Origin of the sequence: Mucilaginibacter lacusdianchii, from assembly GCF_009770985.1 — a bacterium.
In the GTDB taxonomy this organism is placed as follows: Bacteria; Bacteroidota; Bacteroidia; order Sphingobacteriales; family Sphingobacteriaceae; genus Mucilaginibacter; species Mucilaginibacter lacusdianchii.
In genome coordinates, this window is record NZ_WSRW01000002.1 from 924,796 (window position 1) to 946,081 (window position 21,286).

The following is a 21,286-nucleotide window of genomic DNA, read 5'->3' on the forward strand; positions in this document are numbered from 1 at the left end:
GCAAAGGCTGTATATATACATTTGGTATGTGGTGTTTACTCTGTACATCGTCTTAAAATTTAAAGCATTTTATGCGCTTAAGCCAGTCTGTACAACCGGCATAATTCAAATATATACAATATCTACAGATTTAGTATACTTTTTGTTTAAATTTTATTCTATTCCAGATAAAGCTTTATTTCAATTATGCTGTTTAGCTTAATCATAATTTTATAACTAATCACTTTACTCATATTTCACATACAACTTAAATTTTGATGTTCACCATCTATAATACATCCCCGATGAAACTTGCTGCACAAATGATAACAGGCTGGTTAGCCATTGCCTTTCTGAGTAGCTCTTGTGCACAGCCCAACGCTTTATCAGATGCTTCGGCTACTAAAGAAACCGTTAACCTTTTCAAAAAATTAAATAAAAGCAGCCAAGAAGGTTATTTAATTGGGCATCAGGATGACTTAGCTTATGGCGTAAATTGGAAATATCAACCCGGCAGAAGCGATATTAAAGAAGTTACCGGCGATTATCCTGCCTTATACGGCTGGGAATTAGGCGGCCTTGAAAAAGACTCTCCGGTAGATTTAGACAGCGTTCCGTTTACTTTAATGAAGCAGTACATCCGTGAAGGATATCAACGCGGAGGGGCTATCACAATCAGCTGGCATGGCAACAACCCGCTGACGGACAAAACAGCCTGGGACCCTGCGCCCGGAACAGTAGCTTCCATTTTACCGGGTGGACCCAAGCATGAAGTTTTCGTACAACAATTAAATAAGATAGCTGCTTTTCTAGCTGATCTAAAAGGCTCTAAAGGTGAAACTATTCCGGTATTGTATCGTCCTTTTCATGAACTTACCGGCAACTGGTTTTGGTGGGGTGCCAACAGTTGTACGCCCGATGAATTTAAACAGCTTTTTAGGTTTACGGTAAATTACCTGAGAACCAAAAAGCATTTGCATAACCTTATAATTGTGTATAACACCAGCGGTGATTTTAAAACCGAAGATGAATTTTTACAACGCTACCCCGGTGATGATGTTGTGGATGTGGTTAGCTTTGATACCTACCAATATAAAAGCCCGGACGTTGACAAATCATTTGCCGACAATCTGAGTAAGAACCTAACCATTGTTGAAGAAGTTGCCCAAGCCAAGCACAAATTACCGGCATTAGCCGAAACCGGGTTTTCACAAATCCCCTACCCTAACTGGTGGACCGGTGTTTTGGCTACCGCTTTACAAAATCGCCATCCTGCTTATGTGTTGCTTTGGCGCAATGCGGGCTATAAGCCATCAGAAAAGGTAACAGAATATTACGCACCGTATAAAGGACAAGTGTCCGAACAGGATTTTATTAAGTTTTACCAATTGCCTCAAACACTATTTGAAAAAGACGCCGCGCGTCTAAAACTTTACAAGTAAACAAGGCCCACTTATGATACTATCCCGTAGTGCGCTTTCATAATATTGTAGTTTTAAATAATTAAAACGCCTGTTTCATAACAATACATTTATATAAAAAGGCTGGTTGTAACAACCAGCCTTTTTATATAAACACAAACCAAATCACTTGTTAAGACCTATAATGCATTATCAGCATTTTAGGGTTATCCAACTGCTGACGGGCGTACCATTTAACGGCCATGAACATGTCCAATCCGTTTTTTACCGACAGCCCATCGGTTTGGAAGGCAATTGACTCACCTTTATTTTCACAATATAACTGTATCTCATTCGGATCGGGGGTAAAACTTATTTTTTGCAGCGGGCATACTTTAATTTTAGTGTCCGTTACTTTAGATAATATAATTTCTGCGCATGAATTATCGGTAGCCGGTAAAAGCACATATCGCTCATTCTCCATACAAAACTCCTTTTGTTAAATATTTAAAAATAGCCTGAGTAACTGCCTGTCGTGGATTTAAAAATAATGGAATGACCAGCACTAATGCTGTAATGTTTGTTCCGGTAAATCGGCTAACTATTGCTTGGCAGCTGAAACCTGCACATCATTTATACGTGTGCAAGCTACTATTATTACAAAGCTGAAGTTAAATGGTTATAAATATTTTCATTTTTGTTGACGTAAAAATGAGAGCCGGGCAAGTTTACAATGCCGGGTTACACAACACAGCTTTCAATTCTTTTTAATAAATCAGTTAATCCCGCTAATACCATAAATAGATGAACACCGAACCGGAGCGATTTGAGATACCATCCGCGCCTAAAGGAATTCGAGGCAAAATATTAGCGTGGATAAAGCGCTTTTTGCCAGCCGAGCTTATCGGCTCTGGTTTGGCTATAGCGGCCTCGAACCTTACACTTTACTTAACGCACAATAAGGTTATTGCAGCCTACGTCGCGGCTACTGCCGATACCATCGGCTTTTATATGGTTATCACCTTACAAAGTGTATTAGCTTTACGCCGCCAACTGCATCACAGTTCTCAAAAGTTTTCATTACGCCATACGTGGCAGGTCTTTAAAAACCTGTAGTTGGAATTTGGCCCGGCAGAATTATTGGATAGCTTGCTTTTACGGCCGTTTTTTATGTACATTTTCCCTATCTTGCTGCACAATTATGCCACAGGCATTGTAACCGGAAAAATAGTGAGTGATATATGCTTTTATATTCCGGTAGTTATTATCAGTCAGCTCCGGGTTCGGTATCAAGAAAAACGCAGTAAATCTGATAAGCAATAAAAGGCTTTGTTGATAATTTCAAAGCACTGTTTTTCGACCTTAAACCTTCGTTTAATAAAATTTCAAAATAATTATATTTGTACCCGCAAAATCCTAATTAATTTAAAAGCATTAAGTGAAAAAAAGAATTCTGGTTATTGAAGGCGACAATGACATTCGTGATATTGTAAGCTATATTTTAAGCGAAGAAGGCTATCATGTAGTTACCGCTAAACCATGGCCCGTAAATCAGTTACACAACCATAAAGCCGATCTTATATTACTGGACGAGTGGATTAACGAAAAGGAAGGCCACCTGCTGTGCACAGAACTGAAAGATTTGCATGAAACCCAACATGTTCCGGTTATCATTTTTTCTACTCAGATGAACATCGCAGATATTGCCAAAAAGTGCCGTGCCGAAGGTTATGTGCATAAGCCATTTAACTTAGACGATTTGTTAAGCGAAATACAAAAATGTCTGTCTGCACACGTTGTTTAATTAAGCAACGTATATTTCTTTCGGCCAATCAAAGCGCAATTTGATCAATTATTATGTGGCATGCTAAAGATAAATTTAGTACCCACCCCTTGGGTACTTTCCACACTGATAGTGCCACCATGCTGGGCTACAAAATCGCGCACCAGCATCAACCCTAAACCACTGCCCACTTCGTTATTAGTACCGCTAATGGTTAATGAACCACGGGTAAACAGTGCTTGCTGCATCTCGGGCGACATACCAATGCCCGTATCCTGAATACAAATATCTACCGTACCGGCTTTAGCCTCGGCATGCACCATCACATAACCGCCGCTTGGCGTAAATTTAATGGCATTGGTAACCAGGTTTTGCACAATAGAGCGCAGCATCAGGTTATCAGCATTTACATAAAGCCCTCTCGGCGTTTTATTCTCTAGCCGGATATTTTTTTGTACCGCATTTACTTTCAGCAATTCCAACGACTCTTCTATACCTTTAGCCAAATGAATTTTTTGCGGGTTGAAGCTGTTCTTTTCATTCTGTTCTTTTGCCCACTCTACAATCTCGTTTAACTGGTTTAAAATACGGTGAGATGTGCGGTGGATGATGCCCGACAATTGTTTAACTTGCCGGTCACTCAACTCTTCCGGATTTTCATTAAGCTTGGCAGATGCCGTTAACATGGCAGACAGCGGGTTACGCAGATCGTGTGATATTACAGAAATGGATTTATCTTTAAGGATATTTAGCCGCTTTAACTCATCATTTAATTTTTCCAGAGCGTTAGTACGCTCCTTAACACGGTTTTCCAAATCTTGATTTAGCCGAACCAGATCATCATTAATAATGCGTAACTCTTCTTCCTGCCTTTGCAGTTGCAAGTTTTTTTTATATAACTCGGCAAATACAGCCACTTTTGAGCGTAATACATCCGGATTGAAAGGTTTACGAATATAGTCTACCGCACCGGTTTGATAACCTCTAAATATGGCAGCATCCTCATAATCTTTACCGGTGATAAAAATGATGGGAACATGCTTTAGCTTGTCGCGTTGATAAATCAGCTCAGCTGTTTCATACCCATCCATAATGGGCATTTTCACATCCAGTAATATCAATGTAAAGTCGTCTTCTTTTAAAAGGATTTTCAAAGCTTCCTTACCCGAAGTGGCCTTATAGAAAGTATATCCCGCTTTTTCGAGGACGACTTCCATTGACATCAAATTATCTTCGCTGTCATCTACCAATAGTATCTTAACAGCCGAATTTAATTCCATTTATCAAACTTTATTAAAAATAGTATCATTTACCGGCAAATATTACTGCTGCAACCAAACTCTCATCAATGACAATAACTGATCTGTTTTAACAGGTTTTGTGATATAATCTGATGCGCCAGAGGCAATACATTTTTGCCTGTCGCCAATCATTGCTTTTGCAGTAACGGCAATTATAGGCAAATTTTTATTCTTATTTTCTTTACGTATCCACTGTATGGTTTCATAACCGTCCATTTCGGGCATCATGATATCCATCAGTACAATGTCTATATCTTTATCGTTATTCAATATTTCCAGTGCCTCACGGCCACTTTCAGCAGTTAATACGTTAAGTTTTGAACGTTCAAATGCAGCGGTTAAAGCAAACAGGTTACGTACGTCGTCGTCTACAATCAGCACCTTTTTGTTATCCAGGATATCGTCTGTGCCAATCGCGTCAATTATTAGTTGCAACTTATCTTCGGCCCATTGCTGGGTATTGATATGGAGTAGTTTGGATACTTCTTCTAACAACAAACCCTTGGAATCGGCAGTTTTAGCAACTACTTTGTGATTCAAACGCTTTAGGTGTAATAATTCTTGTTGCGGAATATCTTCTACCGAGTGCATGATTACCGGCACATCCAAATGCTTTTGCATGTTCAGGTAATTGAGCAAACCTTTGGCATCGGGCAAACTAAAATCCAATACTATACCGTCAAACACCGAATCTTTAAGTAAGGAAATTGCGTTTTTAGCCGAATCGGTATTGGTTACGCTGATATGTTCGCATGTTAAAAATTTGGTTAAAGCATCCCGCTCCTGCTCATCATTTTCTACAATCAGCATCCGCTTAACCGGACGATCATTGAAACTGATGATACCAGAAATTAGCTCATCCAGAGCACGGTTTGACAGCGGTTTGAGGTGAAAACTTTTGGCACAGCGTTTATAGGCCAGTGCTTTATTATCTTCACCCGAAATTAGATGAACCGGGATATGACGCAGGTTTAAATCTTTTTTCAGCAGCTTCAACACTTTCCAACCGTTTGATTCGGGCAGGTTCACATCCAGTGTAATGGCTATTGGGTGGTAGTTCTGAATAGCGTCAAAGATATCTACATAAGTAGATGCCACCACTACTTTCAAACCAAAATCGTGCACCTTATCAATCATGATTTTGGTAAAGCGCATATCATCCTCAATCACCAATATCACACGATCGTTTTGCTGAATGTTATGGCGGTCATCGTCAACCACTTTTTCTTCGGCATCATTGTTTAACAGCGCCTTGTTGGTAGCTGTTGCCGGATAAGTTGGGTTGGTAGATACGACAGCTACGTTTTCTTCTAACGATTTAGAAGCATCTTTGTAGCGGAACGGCAGGTAAAGGGTAAACACACTGCCACGGCCCAATTCGCTATCTACGGTAATAGTACCACCCAGCAATTCGGCAAAGCCCTTACTGATGGATAAGCCCAAACCTGTACCACCGTATTTACGGCTGGTTGAACCTTCGGCCTGCTGAAATGCCTCAAATATTAAACTTTGCGTATTTTTTGGAATGCCTATACCGGTATCTTCAATAGAGAATGCAATAACCGCATCTTTAATCGGGCTATCCGGCAAGGCGTTGGCGCGTTGAATACGCAACCTTACTTCTCCTTTTTCGGTAAACTTGAAAGCATTCGATAATAGGTTTTTCAGGATCTGGTTAAGACGTTGAATATCCGTTTCCATCATTTCCGGCAACTCTTCGTCAATCTCAATCTCGAAGTTAAGGTTCTTGGTTTCCGATATCGGCTTAAAGGTTGTCTCCACAAATGAGGCAATCTCACGGAAGCTAACGGGCATAATATCCGCAAAAATAACTCCTGATTCGATTTTAGATAAGTCTAGAATATCATTAATCAGCTGAATCAGGTCATCACCACAAGAGTGAATGGTTTTAGCATACCTGATTTGCTTTTCGGTAAGGTTACCATCATGATTCTCGAACAGTTGTTGCGCTAAAATAAGCAAGCTGTTCAACGGCGTACGCAATTCGTGCGACATGTTGGCCAAGAATTCTGACTTATATTTTGAGGTGAGCGTTAACTGCTCGGCTTTTTCTTCTAATGAAAGTCGGGCCTCCTCAACTTCTTTGTTGATTTGCTCCACCTCTTCTTTTTGTTTCTCGAGCAATTGGGCTTTATCATGCAGCTCCTCGTTAGCGCGGCGCAGCTCTTCCTGCTGGGCACGTAAGTCGCCTGATAGGGATTGCGATTGCTTCAATAATTCTTCGGTACGGGTATTGGTTTCGATGTTGTTCAATACGATACCAATAGATTCCGTTAACTGGTCCAAAAAGTCTAAGTGCGTACGGCTAAAGTGCTCGAATGAACCGAGTTCGATTACCGCTTTGATGTTATTTTCGAACAATACCGGTAAAATTACCAAGTCGAGCGGCGGCGCGTTGCCGATGCCCGAACTGATGCGCAGGTAATCGCCGGGTACGTTTTTCAGTAATATTCTTTCTTTATCGGTAGCACACTGCCCTACCAAGCCCTCATTCAACGAAAACTCTTTGTTGATTGATCTTCTGCTGCGTGGTGCATAACCGGCGAACAGTTTTAATGTTGGCTCATCGGTGCCCTCAGGCTGTTCCAGAATGTAGAATGCACCATATGGGGCATTCACCAGCTGGGCAAGCTCCGATAGAATTTTATTGGCCACTGCATTTCTATCGCGCTGGCCTTGCAGCATCTGCGCAAATTTGGCAAGGTTAGATTTTAACCAGTCCTGCTCACGGTTTTCGGTCGTGGTGTCTTTCAGGTTGGCAATCATCTGGTTGATGGTATCTTTCAGGGCCTCCACCTCGCCACGTGCATCTACACGGATGGTTCGGGTTAAGTCGCCTTTGGTTACCGCCGATGCTACCTCGGCAATGGCACGCACCTGTGTGGTTAAGTTTTCGGCCAACTGGTTTACGTTTTTGGTTAAATCCAACCAGGTACCAGATGCACCCGGCACGTTGGCCTGCCCGCCCAGCTTACCTTCCACACCCACCTCACGGGCCACCGTAGTTACCTGATCGGCAAATACCGCCAGGGTATCAATCATGTTGTTGATGGTTTCCGTTAGCTGGTAAACTTCGCCCTGTGCATTGATCGATAGCGTTTGTTTTAGGTTACCGTTAGCTACCGAGGTCACAACCTTGGCTATACCACGCACCTGGCTGGTTAAGTTCGACGCCATGTTGTTTACAGAGTCGGTCAAATCCTTCCAGGTACCGGCAACACCCGGCACAAACGCCTGGCCACCCAAGCGGCCCTCAATACCCACCTCACGAGCCACGCGTGTTACTTCGGATGCAAATGCGTTCAACTGATCCACCATCGTGTTGATGGTGTTTTTCAACTCGAGAATTTCCCCTCGTACGTCTACCGTAATTTTACGCGACAAGTCACCGTTGGCCACTGCTGTGGTTACATCTGCAATGTTACGTACTTGCGAGGTTAAGTTACCTGCCATCTGGTTTACCGAGTCGGTCAACTCTTTCCACGTACCCGCTACGCCTGGTACTTTGGCCTGTCCTCCCAGCTTACCTTCGGTACCTACTTCGAGCGCCACACGCGTTACCTCGGACGCAAAACCGTTTAGCTGATCCACCATCGTATTGATAGTGTTCTTTAATTCTAAAATTTCGCCTCGGGCCTCGATGGTGATTTTGCGCGATAAGTCGCCCGTTGCCACCGCCGTGGTTACCTCGGCTATATTACGTACCTGTAAGGTCAGGTTACTACCCATCTTATTTACCGAGTCGGTCAAATCTTTCCAAACCCCACCAACACCTTTTACCTTGGCCTGGCCGCCCAACTTACCTTCGGTACCTACCTCCAAGGCCACACGGGTTACTTCCGAGGCAAAGGCGTTCAGCTGCTCCACCATTGTGTTGATGGTGTTTTTCAGCTCCAGAATCTCGCCTTGTACATCCACGGTGATTTTACGTGATAAGTCACCATTCGCTACGGCAGTAGTTACCGTTGCGATGTTACGTACCTGCGAGGTTAGGTTACCAGCCATCTGGTTTACCGAGTCAGTCAACTCTTTCCAGGTGCCGGCTACCCCAGGCACAAATGCCTGGCCACCCAGTTTACCCTCAGTACCTACCTCACGAGCCAGACGGGTTACCTCATTACCAAACGAGTTGAGCTGATCCACCATCGTATTGATAGTATTCTTCAACTCCAAAATCTCGCCGTTGGCGGCAACCGTAATTTTGCGGGAAAGGTCGCCCTTTGCTACCGCCGTGGTTACGTCGGCTATATTACGTACCTGTAAAGTCAGGTTACTACCCATTTTATTTACCGAGTCGGTCAAATCTTTCCAAACCCCACCAACACCTTTTACTTTGGCCTGGCCGCCTAATTTACCTTCAGTACCCACCTCTAGCGCTACACGTGTTACTTCAGATGCAAACGAGTTAAGCTGCTCCACCATGGTATTGATGGTATTTTTCAGCTCCAAGATTTCGCCTTGGACGTCTACCGTAATTTTGCGCGACAAGTCACCGTTGGCTACCGCGGTGGTTACGTCGGCAATGTTACGCACCTGACCGGTTAAGTTACCGGCCATTTGGTTTACCGAGTCGGTAAGCTCTTTCCAAGTACCAGCTACGCCTGGTACTTTGGCCTGTCCACCCAGCTTACCTTCGGTACCTACCTCAAGCGCCACACGCGTTACTTCGGATGCAAAACCGTTCAGCTGATCCACCATCGTATTGATGGTATTCTTTAACTCCAATATCTCGCCTTTTACGTCTACTGTAATGTGCCGTGATAAGTCGCCTTTGGCTACCGCTGTAGTCACCTCAGCAATGTTACGTACTTGGGCCGTTAGGTTACCGGCCATCTGGTTTACCGAGTCGGTTAAATCCTTCCAGGTACCTGATATACCTTGTACTTTTGCCTGACCACCTAGTTTCCCCTCGGTACCAACCTCAATAGCCACACGGGTTACTTCGGATGAGAAGGAGTTCAGCTGATCCACCATCGTGTTGATGGTATTTTTTAGTTCTAATATTTCACCTTTAGCATCTACGGTAATTTTGCGCGACAAGTCGCCTTTGGCTACCGCCGTAGTCACCTCGGCAATGTTACGCATCTGGGTAGTTAAGTTACCGGCCATTTGGTTTACCGAGTCGGTCAGTTCTTCCCAAACACCGGCTACCCCTTTAACCTTGGCCTGCTCGCCCAGCTTACCTTCCGAACCTACCTGGGTGGCTACCCGGGTTACTTCAGATGAAAATAATCTGAGCTGCGACACCATTTGGTTTGCCTCTTTAGCAATGGTTAAAAACTCTCCCCGCAATGGCTGCCCATTTATTTCAAGTGGTATTTGCTTCGATAAGTCACCTTTTGCAATAGAGGTGATCATCCCTGCAATTTCTGTAGTAGGATATGTTAAATCGGTGATAAGGTTGTTTAAGGCGTTTACCCCAACAGCCCACTCCCCTTTAGCATCCGGAATGGAAACCCTTTTAGAAAGGTTACCTCGTTTACCAATGATTTTTTCGGCCGTGCAAATTTCGGACACGATACGTTCGTTCATGTCAATAATATCATTAACCAACTCGCATATCCGGCCGCTGATACCCGCCTGGGTAATATTCATGCGGGCACTTAACTTACCGTTTTTTACTTGTGAAAGCACACGCAGCAATTCGCGCATATCCAAAGCCTCTTCGCTATCATTAAGCACAGACTTTTTCGGACGCTCCTTTACAGGGATGTCTATAATTTCGTTATTCATAGATAGGTATTTGTAGAGGCCGGTTAAAAAATCGGCTACCAAATTTAATTATTAAAACCACATGTCAAGGGGCAAAAAGCCGTTAATTTTCAATAACAGGCACATTTAATCAATAGTTAACATCAAACGATAACCACATAAATATTAATATCAAATTTTAACTTACACTCTAATTAGGAATACCAAATACCAGTAACATTTTTCAGGAATTGGTCAATTTATGTTACTGGAGTACAAATCACTATCAAGAAAATCACATAAATCAACCATTGGAATAATCTTATTACTGTAAACAAGCTTAGCAAAGTGACGTTTCTTTTAAACAGTATAACTCAAGCGCATGACAGAGATTCCATCAGAAAACGCATTATCTGCATTATACGGTGTATACCACGACGGTTTTAACTTTATTGGCAACCGACGGAAAAAACACCAATCAGACATATTTCAAATACCTGTTTTAGGGTTCAAAGTCATTTGCTTTGGCGGAGAAGATGCGGCCAGAACATTTTATGACCCGGATAAATTTAAGCGCAAGGGGGCTGTGCCTCCACCTATACAAAAAACGTTGACCGGCACCAACGCCATTCATACCACCGACGGCGAGGTGCATCACAACCGTAAAGAAATGTTTATGTCGTTGATGACGGATGAGAACATCAACCGGCTTACGGGTTTGGTAGAGCAACAAATGAACTATGCTTTAAACCGGTGGCCAGGTCAAAGAAGCGTGGTTTTGTTTAAAGAAGCACAACAGGTACTTTGCCGGGCAGTATGTGCCTGGGCAGGTGTGCCCCTGAAAAACAGCGAAGTAGCCAGACGAGCGCGCGACTTTATTTATATGGTTGATGCTTTTGGCAGCATCGGTTCCCGTAACTGGCGGGGTCGCTTGGCTCGCAGGCGTGCACAAACATGGATAAAGCGTATGATCAAAAAAGTAAGGGATGGAAGAATGGCGGTACCCGAGGAAACAGCATTGTACCTTACCGCCTTTTATCGCGATAGCGAGGGCAGATTATTGGATTTGCACTTGGCCGCAATTGAACTTTTAAACGTTTTGCGCCCAACTGTGGCTATTGCCTGGTATATTACCTTTGGCGCTACAGCACTGCATACGTATCCGGCCAGCCATCAATTGTTTTTGAAAGATACGAATGACTACCGTAACCGCTTTGTGAATGAAGTTAGGCGTTTTTACCCATTTGCCCCATTGATGGGTGCCATTGCCAAGCATGATTTTGACTGGCAAGGTTATTCTATCCCGAAAGGCGCGCTGGTATTACTGGATATGTATGGCACCAACCATGATGAACGCTTGTGGGAACATCCATATGAATTTAATCCTGACCGCTTTATAAATCGCCCCATAAAACCATTTGATTTTTTGGCGCAAGGCGGTGGCAATCCACATCAAGGACATCGTTGTCCGGGTGAGTGGATTACTATAGAAGTGTTAAAGACTGTACTTACCTTTTTACTGGAAAAAGTGCAATTCACAGTCGCCAAGCAAGATCTGTCATTTAATTTATCGCGTATGCCTACCTTACCTAAAAGCGGCTTTGTAATATCCAGCGTTAAAGCAAAGGAAACTTCACATGTCTTGATTTAACCTATAGACTGGATAAACATATCAATGGCCTGATTTAAGGTTTTGTGGTTTTCCACCATACTTTGGTGGCCGCCATCTACAGTTACAAAACTTGAATTGGGTATCTGTTCATGAATAAACTGGCTGCACTCATAACGGTGTACCTTATCATTCAGGCTACCTACAACCAGTGTGGGTATTTTGATGGTTTTTAACTGCTCGGTAAGCTCGAAGTTAAAAAGCTTCAGGAGTCCGCCGGTTACCGCTTTGGTCTTACACTGCGGTGCCATCTGTGCTGTGTACCTTAATTGTGCTGCGGTTTGCTTACCTGTAAAATAGGCAAACCGGGCCAATAAGGTAGTGATACCACTTGAGTAATAAAGCTTATTAACCACATCAACCAACGGTGCTGCTTTTTTCAGAAGCTCAACAGTTGGCACAATTACCGGCTTTTCGAGCGCCAGCGCTAACGGACTAAGCTGAATGGTTTTTAGTGGATTAGTATAGGGACCGCCATGTAAGATAACCGCCTTGGCATTCAATGGTATGCCGGCTAACAGGCAGTATTGCATCACTATTGAACTTCCCCAACTGTGCCCATAAATAATGGGGTTATGAACATGCAAAAAGCCCAACACCCGTTTCAAGTCTGCAGCAAGCGTAGCAACGGTTAAATCGTTGGCTTTTGCGGAATTGCCATGCCCCGGCAAGTCAATAAACACCAGCCTATGTGTTTTTTTGAAATACTTGCGCTGGTAATACCACTGCTGCCGTGTAGCATTTAAACCATGTATAAATACTATAGGTTGTGCGTTAACGGGACCATCAAATTCCACATAAAACTCGTTACCACTGGCACACTTTACCCAATGGTGTACGCCGGGCTTGGGCCAGCTAATATGTTTGCCGCTTTTTTTAGAAAACAACCATGAAACCGGGTAACGGCCAAAAGCGGCCACCATTGCTACTGCCGCTATTTTAAGTGGCGTTTTAAGCTTATCCATAGCTTTTTAATGAATTTATGATGCATATAACACTTACCTTTCAAGTTAGGTTTGGCAAACCCTAGCTGACATTGAAATTAAATTTCGTGCTGGTTTTATTCGCTTTTTTTTAAAACCGTTTTAGCACCAATAAGTTATTCCTATGGTTAACATATTTAACCGTAGGATAATCTAAAGATTTTCCTTTTTTAATATAAACTAATAAACATCACTATGGGAAAAGATAAAAACGGCGGATACGTTCCGCCGAAAGGAAAACCATCTGGCAGCGACCGCGATACACATCAATTAAAAGACGCTTTTGCAGCTATTGATCCGGAAACAGAAAATGAAATAGCAGCCAAATATACTAAAGACCACACCGACGAACTTGCAGAAGGTATACACGTACGTCACCCCAACCGCAATCTGCATAAAGGTGAAGATTTAGACGACAATAACAATAGTAATAACGATTAATAAGTAAGCACTAATGGAGATTATATCAAAAAATGAATTTACAGAACTGGTAAACTTCCAGGGTGACAACTGCATTTCCTTGTATATACCAACGCACCGCTCGGGCGTTGAGGTAAATGAAAAGCAGGATGCTATTGTTTTCAAAAATGCTTTACAAGCTGCCAATACGCAGTTGCAAAACCAAGGTTTAACCTCGGAAGTAATTGAAAACTTGCTGAAACCAGGGTTTGAATTGTATAACAACGAAATATTTTGGAACAGCCAACTGGAAGGCCTAGCCGTATTTATGGCCAACGGCTTTTTCAAAGCCATCCAATTGCCTTTTGCGGTAAAAGAAGAAGTGTATCTGAACCATAATTTCTTTGTAAGTCCGCTATTGCCAGCCATCACCAACAACGAAGAGTATTACCTGCTGGTGCTAAGCAAACACGATGCACAGTTTTACCAAGGTAATGCCTTTGGCTTACAACGTGTACTGGTAGAAGGCCTGCCCAACGGCATGGACGACGTGGTGCACTTTGAAGAAAAAGAAGACCAGCAATTGTTCCGTCAAGGTGGCAAAGGCGGTACCGGAAGTGCTAGTTTCCACGGCCATGGCGAGGGACAATTAGATGATAAGGCCAATTTGGGTATTTACTTTCAGGAAGTGGACAAAACCTTGTTTACCGAAATTTTACACGATAAGCATGCACCATTGGTTTTGGCCGGTGTAGAGTATTTGATACCTATTTACAAAGGTGTAAGCAAATACCAGAACATTGTCGAAGAGCCGATCACCGGTAGCCAGGAACACGAGAACCTGAATGCGTTGTTCGAAAAATCGCGCGAAAAGGTAGCGCCTTATTTTAGACAGCGCACCAACAAGGCTTTAGAGAATTATTACAACCAAATTGCCACGCCGCTTACCTCATCAATGCCTGATAAGGTAATTCCGGCCAGCTATTACTCACAAGTGTCGGATCTATTTATCTGTAAGGATAAGCACATTTGGGGCAAGTTTAACGAGGCAGACAACATTCTCGAAATTCATCAGGATAAGCAGGAAGGTGACGAGTGCTTACTGAATCAGGCAGCCATCAAAACCTTTGTAAACGGTGGAGATGTTTACCTGCTGGAAAAAGAAAAAATGCCTAAGGAAAGCGTTGTTGCTGCATTTTTAAGATTTTAAGTATCCATTAAATAAGGAGGAGATTATGGAACAGGAAAAAAATCAGTTGGATGAACAAGGTACCAAACCTTACGACCAGAAAGAAGGCTTACAAGATAGCAATCAATCTGGAGAGGATATCAGAAGCGGCGCCCGTGATGAGGACCAACTCAGCAAAATAAAAGAGAATAGCCCTGAGGGTGGCCGGGATGCGTATCCCGAGCGCCAGCAAGGAGCTCCGCCAGATACTTATTTGGAAGACGAAAACCAGAAGTGGACCAAAGATGTAAGCGGCAATGAGGGTTCAGGAACCTAATCAGCCTAAAAAAGAAAGCCCGATAATATTATCGGGCTTTCTTTTTTCAGATCATACTGTAAACAAAAAAGCGCCTTACACTCGCTGTAAGAACGCTCCCCATCAAATAAAAACTATAAAATAATTACAAGGATACTCCGCGTTTCCACGGAATAAAGTCGTCTTGACCATGGCGTACAGCACTTACCTGTACCTCGCCGCTGGCCACTTGTATAACATAATCTAAAATACGGGCACCAGCCTGCTCAATAGTTTCCTCACCTTCTATAATGGTTCCGGTATTGATATCGATGATGTCGCTCATCTTGTTATACAGATTGGTGTTTGATGATATTTTTACCACCGGCGTAATAGGGTTGCCGGTTGGCGTACCCAAACCCGTAGTAAACAACACCACATTGGCACCTGAAGCTACCTCGGCTGTTGTAGATTCCACATCATTACCTGGTGTACATAATAGGTTCAAGCCAGGTTTAGTTACCTTTTCAGGGTAATCCAACACGTCCATTACTGGCGATGTACCGCCTTTTTTGGCGGCGCCTGCTGATTTAATAGCATCGGTAATCAAGCCATCTTTAATGTTACCTGGCGATGGGTTCATATCAAAGCCCGATCCTACCTCTTCTGCACGTTGTGCGTAGGTACGTACCAGGTTCACAAAGCGGTTGGCATCATCTTTTTCTACACAACGGTCAATCAGGTTTTGCTCAACACCACACAGTTCCGGAAATTCAGACAAGATTACTGAACCGCCTAGTGCTACCAGCAAATCGGATGTATAACCGATTGCCGGGTTGGCCGAAATGCCAGAAAATCCATCCGAACCACCGCATTCTAAACCGATAGTCAGCTTGTTTAGCGGTGCAGGTTTACGGGTAATTTGATTGGCTTGAATTAAACCTGCTAAGGTTTGGCGCATAGCTAGCTCTACCGTGTCTGACTCTTTGCCTACCGTTTGCTGATCGATGATATACAACGGTTTGCTAAAGTTTGGTGAGCGTTTTTGTATTTCACGTTGTAAGATGCTTACCTGTGCGTTCTGGCAACCCAAGCTCATTACCGTTGCGCCAGCCACGTTAGGGTGTGTGATGTAACCTGCTAACAGGCCACACAGCGCTTCTGCATCCTGGCGGATACCGCCGCAGCCGCCGGTATGTGTTAAAAACTTAATCCCATCAACGTTAGGGAATACTTTCGTTTCATTACCCGCAGCATCTTCAGCATTTATCTCGGTGTATAGTACCTCGTCAACCGAACCGCCTTGTTTGATGCGGTTGATTAATTGCTGCGCTTTGGTTTCATATGTTTTTTTGCGACCATAGCCTAGCGGTTTCACTAACGCTTCCTGTAATACTTCCAGATTACGGTTTTCACAAAATACCATGGGTACCACCAGCCAGTAATTACCGGTACCTACACTACCATCTGCGCGGTGGTAGCCGTTAAAAGTGCGCCCTTCCCATTGGCTTACGTCTGGTTTACTCCAATCAGCCGGACCTAAATTTTCAGTAAGCGTGCTATTGGCGGCATGCTTTACATTGGCCGTACTTAACAAACCACCTGCCGGTATATAAGCTTGTGCCTTGCCTACCAGTACACCGTACATGGTAATGCTGTCGCCTGTATTTAAATCTTGCAAAGCCAGTTTATGCTTGGCTGGGATGGCATTAACGCTAGTTACACGTTCGCCTTTATATTCTACCACTTCGCCCTCAGGCAAATCGGTTAGGGCCACTAATACGTTATCAGCCGGATGTATCTTTAAATATCTTTGTTTCATACTATCGCTTCCTTAAAAAATAATTCTTTGGTTCCGTGCTCGTTGATTTTCAGTAGTTCGGTTAATACCGCATTGCGGAAACTCGGTAAATGATTTAAATCAAAACCCCATAATTCTTTTTGCGCCAGCAAGGCGTTTACCATTTCGTGCACGTCCGAGTAGCTGTTCCAGGCATTGCTAAATACCTCGGCCTGACTATCGGTAATAACGTATTCTTCGCCATTGTAATGGCCTACAAATTTACCATCTGCTCGCTTTTCGCTCTTCATAAAACGTAAAAAAGCGGCAAAACCTAAAGCAAGGCATTTAGGCGGCTGTTGCTTGGTTTTGTAATGGTTGATGATAATAGGTATCACCCGCATTTTCATTTTGGATGAATACTGGGCCGATATACTGATCCACTGATGCTCGATAAACGGATTACGGAACCTGTCTAACACCTTGTTGGCAAAGTCGGTTGCCGTATCCATATCAATATCGTAAGGCAAGGCCGGAGCCACCTCGCCTATCATCAGTTGGGTAACCAGTTTTGAAAAATCTGGATTATCCATAGATTGTTTTACCGTTCTGAAACCCGACAGGTAAGCTATACCGCAGCTTAGCGTATGCGTACCATTCAGCAAACGCAGTTTCAGTTCGCGGAACACTTCAATATCCGGTACAATCACCACGCCTTTATCAGCCGGTGCAAATGAAAGCACTTCCTTAATATATTCATCACCCTCAATAGCCCATAGTGAATAAACTTCTGAAATGATACGTAAGTTATCCTGGTATCCCGACTCTTGGTTCATCTCTTCAGCTAGTGCTGGATTTGGTGCTCCGGGAACAATACGGTCTACTAATGAACTACAGAAACGATTATTTTCTTCCAGCCAGTCCATAAAAGCCGGTTCCAGTTTATTTAAATGAGCAAGTTCCAATACAATCGACTCCAGCTTTTTGCCGTTGTCTACAATCAGCTCGGTAGGTACAATAACCAAACCGCTACCTTTGCTGCCGTTAAAAGCTTTGTAACGCTCATATAAAACAGCCAGCAATTTGCCCGGAAAAGAAACGGGTGGATACTTGCGGATATCATCCTGCACCAGTTGTATACCTACCTCGGTAGTGTTAGAAATAACCACTTTTAAATCCGGGCTTTTAGCTACTTCCAGAATTTTATCCCAGTCGGTACCAGCTGTCAGAACACGACTGATAGCTGAGCATACCATTTGCTCATCAACTTCTTTACCCTCGTCTATACCTTTTAAGTGCAAGGTATACAAGCTATCCTGGCGATCGAACTCTGTGGTTGAACCTGTATCGGTAGATTTCACCACCACAACCCTACCATTGAAAATACCCTGGCGGTTGGCTTTATCAATATAATAATCAGGTAATCCACGCAGCAATACCCCGGTACCAAACTGCAACACTTTTTCGGGCAGTTCAAATATTTCATCCGCAGGCACAGCCAAGTTTGGCGTGCTTATTTTGTTTAAATTGTATCTGGATAAAATCATGATTCAATTAAGTATCTATTGTTAGTGTTGTTGTTTTGTAGGGATTGCATTGACCGCAGGTAAAGTATTGGTTCTTATTACCTTTTTGCAGGAATTTGTTTAATCAACCAAGCAATTACATCATTGGCAGCCTTATAATTTTCCATTTCTGCCGGCAATTTGCGCCCATCCAGGTATTCATTGTAAAACCATGGATCGCCAACGGCTAAAACGGCGCCTTTACCATACCTGGCAGTAGCCACCACAATTTGGTTTTGATGATTCAAGGCAGCTTTAGCCGGAGCTTTTAGCGTAAACGTGCTGATTTCTTTGATATAAATTTTACGTGCGGTTTTAAACACCTCATTGCCGGCTGGAATAGTTACCGCACCTTGCTCAAACTGGCTACCTACCACATGGTTCACACTATTTTCGTTATAGTAGATACCAAATTTTGCCATTAGCTCATTCAAGTGTTTGAACTCGGCATTGCCGGTATCGTTATTCAACACCAGCAATACGCCGCCTTCTTGTACCCAATCGCTTACGGCTTTAATGTGCGGTTGCTCAATGTATTTAGCATCCGGGTTTTCTTTGGGAATATCCGGATCAACAATTAAATAGATGTTCGCTTTTTTCAGGTTAGCGGCTGTTGGCGCATCATACAACGTTTGTGTTTGCACACCGTAATTGTTAAACAGGTAACCCAACAGCGAAAAACCGTTATTATCCATACCCTCCCATTTATAATGGTATGGTAACACTGCGCCGGTGACATCCTTTTTGCGTTCGTTGTTAAAATAGCTGTCAAGCAGTACAGTTTTACCTTTGGCGTCTGACAAGTGGGCCAAGCGATCAACCTCGACGCTGGCCATCATGAAAGCGCCTACGCCTTTCATATCATTAGTAGTTACCTTTTCGCTAATGTAGTACTCATAACTGCCATCGCGGTATGGGTTGCCGCCTAAACCAGCTACACTGCATACACCGTTTAAGTTTACCTGCCCGTTAGCATCGGTGGTAATAAATTGTTTGATGATGCCACTGTAACCGGTTTGTGCCACCTGTATATACTTTTTCGGGATATGCCCTTCGCGGGCAGCTTTTGCTAAAGTATAAACAAACATGCATGATGCAGATGCCTCCAGATAGTTACCTTTAGCACCGGCTTTATCTACGATCTGGTACCATACGCCCGATTTAGCGTCTTGGTATTTTTGCATAGCCACTACCAAACGGTTTAAAATGGATATCAATTGAGGACGTTTTGGATGATTGGCCGGAAAATAATCCAGTACATCTACCAGTGCCATACCATACCAGCCTATAGCGCGACCCCAAAAATGAGGCGATAACCCAGTTTGCGGATTAGCCCAACGTTCCTTTTTGCTTTGATCCCAACCATGGTATAGCAACCCTGTTTTAGCATCACGGGCAGCTGTTTCCATCAAAACAAACTGGTTGGCAATATCATCGAAGTCGGCAGTTTCATGAAATGTACTGGCGTATTCGGCATAAAACGGTTCGCCCATGTACAGGCCATCCAGCCACATCTGGTTAGGATAACGCTTTTTATGCCAAAAGCCACCCTGCGGTATACGGGGTTGAGTTTTTAACTGCTCGCGCAGGGTGGTTGCCGCCTTATAGTATTTTTCGGCACCTAATACCCGGTAAAGGGTAAGCAGGCTGCGCCCGCTCATTACATTATCAATATTATAATCCTCAGCTTTATAAGTACGTATTGTGCCATCTGCATTGATGCAACGATCGGCGCTACGCTGTACATACTTAATGTAACGTGCATCACCCGATTGCATCCAAACGCTTTTCATGCCCTGCCATACCACACCCTGCTCATAGGTCCACCGACTGTTACTTGCCGTATCGCTCCATAAATTCATGGCGGTATTAGCCATTTTTTGTGCCCACTGCAGGCTTTGCGCCTTAAGCACAGATGTGCCCGACAGCAGTAACAAACACAGTAAATATTTTTTTTTCATGGAATGTTTTCTACCCAATCTGTTAGGATAAGTTTGGCGAACTTATTCCGGTTGTTTATATTGGTTATTAAAATAACCTGTTGTTTTACAATTCTAACTATATTTTCAGGTCAGTATACGCAAAAAAGAATAATTTTTCATGCAATCGTTCCCGGTAACGTTTTCATTATTTCAAGCTTAATACTGTACTTATCCACAGTTATAACTAAGCTTTATGTCGGTATCCTTTGGCCACTAGCTTAACCAAGGCAAATTTTCAGTTCAAAACAATGCCGCAGTTGGATCCCAATCATCTTTACCAGCCAAAATATTTTTAACGGTGTAGCGCTTAGCTTCACTACTTTTTAACTGTTTAGACCAAGGGACGCGGCTGGCTGTAGCTGCCCCTGGTCCGGTATTGCCATACTCAGCGTAATAAGCGGTTTTCTCTTTTTCCGGGAACATGGCATCGCCTTTCCAAGGGTCCCAGCCCTGGGGTACAATGTGGCTACCCATTTCGGTGCGGATAAATACGGTTTTAGCATAAGGGCGCCAAGGCCTGCCTAAAAAAACTTTTTGGGCTGCTGTATCCGCAATCAGCTTGCAATCTAACAGCACAAAGCCATAAGCCTGGCGGGGCGTGGTAGCTGCTGCCGTGATGTACGAATTCATCAAGCTCTTAATAGTACAGCTTTGAAATACCACCGTAGCTTCGCCAAAAATAAAATCGGTAGTGCCTTCAATATAACAATCTTTATAATACTGCCGGCTGTTTTCGGTGGTTGCATATAAGGTATCCTGGTTGCCCAGTAAACGACAGTTTTTAATAATGAACCGATCCCCCTCTACGTGCAAGGCAACGGCTTGGCCTACCCTGCCCGAACTGTTTTCAATGGTAAGCTTTTGAATATGGCAATCGTTACCCTGAACCAACACCGTGTATGAAGTGAAAGTGTTCATTTTATTATGGCCATAGGCATCTGTACCTCCGGGTACTGGTTTGCCCGAGTAATCATTATTGGTGATGATGGTGTTGATGGCATCCTCACCAATTAAAGATATTTTAGTCTTCCAAGATGGGATAACCAGCTTCTCGTGATAAACACCTTTTTTAATATGGATGGTTGCCTGCTGCTGACCTAAATCGCGAACGGCGTTAACCGCTTCCTGAATTGTTTTGTATTTTCCGCTGCCATCCTGTGCTACGATTATATCAGTAGGCAAACCGGCAGACTGCGCAAACAGCCTGCCGGTACTCAATAATAAAACAATAAATAGCCTAAGCTTTTTCATTGTGAAATTTTGTAGTTGA

General features: G+C 43.3%; 15 protein-coding genes. 7 read left to right on the plus strand and 8 right to left on the minus strand.

The genetic code is table 11. The features are described from left to right. Positions 1–284: 284 nt before the first annotated feature. A complete protein-coding gene (locus GPM24_RS10965) occupies positions 285–1,421 on the plus strand; it encodes a glycoside hydrolase family 26 protein (RefSeq protein WP_199269723.1) in 1,137 nt (378 codons plus the stop codon). 151 nt (positions 1,422–1,572) lie between these two features. On the opposite strand, the gene GPM24_RS10970 is transcribed toward GPM24_RS10965, so the two are convergent. Then, positions 1,573–1,863 carry a hypothetical protein gene (locus GPM24_RS10970; RefSeq protein ID WP_158826797.1) on the minus strand — a complete coding sequence of 97 codons (291 nt, stop codon included), beginning with the start codon at positions 1,861–1,863 and terminating at the stop codon, positions 1,573–1,575. Between the two features lie 320 nt (positions 1,864–2,183). Here GPM24_RS10970 and GPM24_RS10975 point away from each other — a divergent pair, with 320 nt between their 5' ends. Together GPM24_RS10975 and GPM24_RS10980 are read left to right on the plus strand one after the other, a co-directional pair. Beyond that, on the plus strand, positions 2,184–2,495 hold the full coding sequence (locus tag GPM24_RS10975; protein ID WP_158826798.1) for a hypothetical protein: 312 nt from the start codon (positions 2,184–2,186) through the stop codon (positions 2,493–2,495). A 322-nt stretch (positions 2,496–2,817) separates the two neighbouring features. Then, on the plus strand, positions 2,818–3,183 hold the full coding sequence (locus GPM24_RS10980; protein WP_158826799.1) for a response regulator: 366 nt from the start codon (positions 2,818–2,820) through the stop codon (positions 3,181–3,183). Between the two features lie 44 nt (positions 3,184–3,227). Here GPM24_RS10980 and GPM24_RS10985 read toward each other — a convergent pair whose 3' ends face one another. Next, positions 3,228–4,442, minus strand: a complete 1,215-nt coding sequence (locus tag GPM24_RS10985) for a hybrid sensor histidine kinase/response regulator (RefSeq protein ID WP_158826800.1) — start codon at positions 4,440–4,442, stop codon at positions 3,228–3,230. Positions 4,443–4,484: 42 nt separating this feature from the next. After that, positions 4,485–10,217 carry a HAMP domain-containing protein gene (locus GPM24_RS10990; RefSeq protein WP_199269724.1) on the minus strand — a complete coding sequence of 1,911 codons (5,733 nt, stop codon included), beginning with the start codon at positions 10,215–10,217 and terminating at the stop codon, positions 4,485–4,487. Between the two features lie 340 nt (positions 10,218–10,557). Between GPM24_RS10990 and GPM24_RS10995 the strand changes: the two genes are divergently transcribed. Further along, positions 10,558–11,826 carry a cytochrome P450 gene (locus GPM24_RS10995; RefSeq protein ID WP_158826801.1) on the plus strand — a complete coding sequence of 423 codons (1,269 nt, stop codon included), beginning with the start codon at positions 10,558–10,560 and terminating at the stop codon, positions 11,824–11,826. Here the strand turns inward: GPM24_RS10995 and GPM24_RS11000 are convergent. Beyond that, on the minus strand, positions 11,823–12,809 hold the full coding sequence (locus GPM24_RS11000; protein WP_158826802.1) for an alpha/beta fold hydrolase: 987 nt from the start codon (positions 12,807–12,809) through the stop codon (positions 11,823–11,825). The two genes, GPM24_RS10995 and GPM24_RS11000, sit on opposite strands and share 4 nt — an antisense overlap. A gap of 213 nt (positions 12,810–13,022) precedes the next feature. Between GPM24_RS11000 and GPM24_RS11005 the strand changes: the two genes are divergently transcribed. The 3 genes from GPM24_RS11005 to GPM24_RS11015 are packed head-to-tail and all read left to right on the plus strand — an operon-like array spanning position 13,023 to position 14,731. Then, positions 13,023–13,268, plus strand: coding sequence for a hypothetical protein (locus GPM24_RS11005; protein WP_158826803.1), 246 nt, complete (start codon positions 13,023–13,025; stop codon positions 13,266–13,268). Between the two features lie 13 nt (positions 13,269–13,281). Continuing rightward, entirely contained in the window at positions 13,282–14,436 is a 1,155-nt protein-coding gene (locus tag GPM24_RS11010) for a baeRF7 domain-containing protein (RefSeq protein ID WP_158826804.1), read from the plus strand. 25 nt (positions 14,437–14,461) lie between these two features. Next, positions 14,462–14,731: a hypothetical protein gene (locus GPM24_RS11015; protein ID WP_158826805.1), complete on the plus strand. Its 270-nt coding sequence runs from the start codon at positions 14,462–14,464 to the stop codon at positions 14,729–14,731. A gap of 124 nt (positions 14,732–14,855) precedes the next feature. On the opposite strand, the gene GPM24_RS11020 is transcribed toward GPM24_RS11015, so the two are convergent. The 4 genes from GPM24_RS11020 to GPM24_RS11035 all read right to left on the minus strand — a co-directional run bounded on the left by GPM24_RS11020 (position 14,856) and on the right by GPM24_RS11035 (position 21,267). Continuing rightward, on the minus strand, positions 14,856–16,511 hold the full coding sequence (locus tag GPM24_RS11020; protein WP_158826806.1) for a UxaA family hydrolase: 1,656 nt from the start codon (positions 16,509–16,511) through the stop codon (positions 14,856–14,858). Further along, a complete protein-coding gene (locus GPM24_RS11025) occupies positions 16,508–18,016 on the minus strand; it encodes a tagaturonate reductase (RefSeq protein ID WP_158826807.1) in 1,509 nt (502 codons plus the stop codon). The genes GPM24_RS11020 and GPM24_RS11025 overlap by 4 nt, the downstream gene beginning before the upstream one ends. A gap of 77 nt (positions 18,017–18,093) precedes the next feature. Further along, the gene (locus tag GPM24_RS11030) at positions 18,094–19,995 is read right to left on the minus strand and encodes a glycoside hydrolase family 88 protein (RefSeq protein WP_158826808.1); all 1,902 of its coding nucleotides are present in this window, start codon (positions 19,993–19,995) and stop codon (positions 18,094–18,096) included. Positions 19,996–20,256: 261 nt separating this feature from the next. After that, the gene (locus tag GPM24_RS11035; RefSeq protein ID WP_158826809.1) at positions 20,257–21,267 is read right to left on the minus strand and encodes a pectinesterase family protein; all 1,011 of its coding nucleotides are present in this window, start codon (positions 21,265–21,267) and stop codon (positions 20,257–20,259) included. Positions 21,268–21,286 lie beyond the last annotated feature (19 nt).

Coding starts and splice junctions, on each gene's coding strand:
- GPM24_RS10965 (WP_199269723.1), top strand. CDS start 285: ATGAAACTTGCTGCACAAATGATAACAGGCTGGTTAGCCATTGCCTTT.
- GPM24_RS10970 (WP_158826797.1), bottom strand. CDS start 1,863: ATGGAGAATGAGCGATATGTGCTTTTACCGGCTACCGATAATTCATGC.
- GPM24_RS10975 (WP_158826798.1), top strand. CDS start 2,184: ATGAACACCGAACCGGAGCGATTTGAGATACCATCCGCGCCTAAAGGA.
- GPM24_RS10985 (WP_158826800.1), bottom strand. CDS start 4,442: ATGGAATTAAATTCGGCTGTTAAGATACTATTGGTAGATGACAGCGAA.
- GPM24_RS10990 (WP_199269724.1), bottom strand. CDS start 10,217: ATGAATAACGAAATTATAGACATCCCTGTAAAGGAGCGTCCGAAAAAG.
- GPM24_RS10995 (WP_158826801.1), top strand. CDS start 10,558: ATGACAGAGATTCCATCAGAAAACGCATTATCTGCATTATACGGTGTA.
- GPM24_RS11000 (WP_158826802.1), bottom strand. CDS start 12,809: ATGGATAAGCTTAAAACGCCACTTAAAATAGCGGCAGTAGCAATGGTG.
- GPM24_RS11005 (WP_158826803.1), top strand. CDS start 13,023: ATGGGAAAAGATAAAAACGGCGGATACGTTCCGCCGAAAGGAAAACCA.
- GPM24_RS11010 (WP_158826804.1), top strand. CDS start 13,282: ATGGAGATTATATCAAAAAATGAATTTACAGAACTGGTAAACTTCCAG.
- GPM24_RS11015 (WP_158826805.1), top strand. CDS start 14,462: ATGGAACAGGAAAAAAATCAGTTGGATGAACAAGGTACCAAACCTTAC.
- GPM24_RS11020 (WP_158826806.1), bottom strand. CDS start 16,511: ATGAAACAAAGATATTTAAAGATACATCCGGCTGATAACGTATTAGTG.
- GPM24_RS11025 (WP_158826807.1), bottom strand. CDS start 18,016: ATGATTTTATCCAGATACAATTTAAACAAAATAAGCACGCCAAACTTG.
- GPM24_RS11030 (WP_158826808.1), bottom strand. CDS start 19,995: ATGAAAAAAAAATATTTACTGTGTTTGTTACTGCTGTCGGGCACATCT.
- GPM24_RS11035 (WP_158826809.1), bottom strand. CDS start 21,267: ATGAAAAAGCTTAGGCTATTTATTGTTTTATTATTGAGTACCGGCAGG.